Source organism: Porphyromonas sp. CAG:1061, assembly GCF_000435035.1.
GTDB lineage: Bacteria > Bacteroidota > Bacteroidia > Bacteroidales > Porphyromonadaceae > Porphyromonas_A > Porphyromonas_A somerae.
Genome location: NZ_HF988910.1, coordinates 1 through 2,384, shown reverse-complemented (window position 1 = coordinate 2,384; position 2,384 = coordinate 1). Strand labels below are relative to the sequence as shown.

At 52.0% G+C, this 2,384-nt stretch carries 3 protein-coding genes; all 3 read right to left on the bottom strand.

The features are described from left to right. Positions 1-43 precede the first annotated feature (43 nt). Positions 44-580 (bottom strand): 4'-phosphopantetheinyl transferase family protein, encoded by a 537-nt coding sequence (locus QVO39_RS04435; protein WP_021903179.1) that lies wholly within the window; start codon positions 578-580, stop codon positions 44-46. Next, positions 577-1,917: a hemolysin family protein gene (locus tag QVO39_RS04430; protein WP_021903178.1), complete on the bottom strand. Its 1,341-nt coding sequence runs from the start codon at positions 1,915-1,917 to the stop codon at positions 577-579. Before QVO39_RS04430 ends, QVO39_RS04435 begins: the two co-directional genes overlap by 4 nt. Before the next feature lie 40 nt (positions 1,918-1,957). Continuing rightward, positions 1,958-2,384: single-stranded DNA-binding protein (locus QVO39_RS04425; protein ID WP_288171753.1), on the bottom strand; the 427-nt coding region annotated here is incomplete at its 5' end.

Here is a 2,384-nt window from a genome sequence, read left to right as displayed (position 1 = left end):
CTACGACAAATCGGACCTCCAAGGAGGTCCTTATCCTTTGAATTTAGACGGTTCGGAGCTCTATCTCAATGTCGGTGGCGACGGTGAGGTAGAGCTTTTCTATTGCTAGGTATTGGGAATGGACGGTTTGTGCCACCTGGTTCCCGCTGTCGGTGGTAGCGATGCAGAGGGTAGGGGAGACCATCTCTATCTGGTTGATGCCTTTGGAAAGCTGCTCCGAATGGGCTTTGTAGACCGCTTCTTTGGCGGTCCAGAGTTGTATTGGTGGAAGTCCGTACTTCTTTAGAAGGGTTTGCTCCTCAGCGGTGCTATAGCGTGGCAAGGTCCGCTCAGCCTGCTGGGCCTTCTCCTCTACATCAATGCCTAGTGGTGTTCCTAGCGGTCCGATAGCCACCGCCAGCCAGTGCTGAGAGTGCGAGATTGAGAGGGCACAATCGGGGTGCTCCTCCAGCCTTGGTCGCCCCTTAGTAGTATATGAAATAGGAGAGGAAAGTACCCGTTGCTTCGCCCTTTGCACCGCCTCTCCTCGCTCCAATTCCTGCTCTATCGGCGTGAGAAAGATCAGCACCTTCGGGCTCATTCCTCTGCTTCTGCTTCGCCCTCAGTGTCGGGATAAAACTGCACCTTGCTAATACGTCGGCGCCCCATTTCACGCACCACAAAGCGGTGTTTGCGGATATAGATCTCCTCACCCACTGTAGGGAAGTCGCCCTTTGCCTCCAGTAGCATTCCACCGAGGGTGTCCACCTCCTCCATCTCCTCCTCGATCTCCTTGTAGTCGGGCACTCCGGTGATACGCAGGAAGTCCACAATCCCTATCTTGGCGTCGAATAGAATACTTCCATCGGGTTGCTCCGTGTAGAGCACCTCCTCATCGGTATCGTATTCATCTTCAATCTCCCCCACGATCTCCTCGAGTAGATCCTCCATGCTCACCAATCCGCTAGTGCCACCAAATTCATCCACCACTATGGCGAGATGAATCTTTTCGGTTCTAAACTCCTCCAGCAGACTATTGATCCGCTTGCTCTCTGGCACAAAGAAAGGCTCCCTAATCAGCGGTTGCCACGCAAAGTCATCGCCCTCCGAGAGGTGCGAGAGTAGGTCTTTGGCATAGAGGACTCCTTTGATATTATCGATCCGTTCATCGTAGACAGGCATACGCGAGTACCCTTTTTCCACAATCAGCGCCTTGACACTCTGAAAGCTATCCTCAAGGTCTACCGCCACAATATCCATACGGGGAGTCATCACATCATTGACTGTCTTGCGATGAAAACGGACAATCCCATGGAGGAGTTGCTGCTCCTCTTGGTCATCGGTGGTCAGGGCAATAGCCCGCTCGAGATCGCTCTCCGTCACCTTGCTCTCCTTACTGATAAAGGGTTTAGTGGCTCCGGCTCCTATCTTCACTAGGAGGTGGACGATTGGCTGAGTCACCTTCATCAGGTATCGGAATGGACCAATCATAAACTTCGTAGCCGCAAGGGCGTGGTTTTGGAAGTAGACCTTCGGGATAATCTCACCAAAAAGGAGGACCAAAAAGGTGATACCGATCACCTGTACTATAAAGCCCAAAGTCTGTGCCTCGCCGAAGTCAAAGAGTCGGCTTACGGCATAGCTAGTGAGCATGGTGATGGCAATATTCACGAAGTTATTCATCACCAAGATAGTACCGAGTAGGTAGTCTGAATTGGCAAGTGCCTCTAGCACCTGCTTCTCTCGCTTCTCTGAGCTCTCCTCGAGCTGCTCAATATCCTTGGGGCGGAGTGAGAAAAAGGCCACCTCCGAGCCTGAAAAGAAACCACTCAATACCAAGCAAATAAGTGCCAGGATGAGTGCAATGATCACCGGTGTAGTGATGGGATAGGTCACTACACCTTCGAATAAACTGGATAAATAACTCGGGTCGTCCAAAATATCTATTGGTCTATATTATTAGCGGTTGTGTGCTCAATCAAAAGGGCAATCCATCGGGATTCTTCTCTAGCTCCTCAAAGAGGTGGCCGTATCGCTCTTGTACCTTCTTCTCCGTTGGGGTGGTAGTGGCCACCTCCTTTCTCTTAAGAAGGGTGATCTCCTTGGCGATGATAAAGGTATGCGTGGTAAACTGCCCCTGCTTATTGTAGCTACGTGTATAGGTCAGCCGCCCCGACACCTCCACCAGATCCCCAGGGAGTAGCTTGGTACCTACCTCCTCTGCGAGTGCCCGATAACAGATAATCCTATGCCAGTCGGTCACCTCTCCACTGCATTCCAGTGCCTCCTCGGTGAGATGCGTAGGGGCGTGTGTGGCGAGTGAAAAGCGTACAGCACAGGTGGTGGGGTCGTACCACCGTATGTTGGGTTCCTTCCCCACATAGCCTACCAGACGGATAGCATTT

What these genes read in the sequence shown, in the direction of transcription:
- QVO39_RS04435 (WP_021903179.1), bottom strand. Translation starts at nt 580, where the DNA reads ATGAGCCCGAAGGTGCTGATCTTTCTCACGCCGATAGAGCAGGAATTG.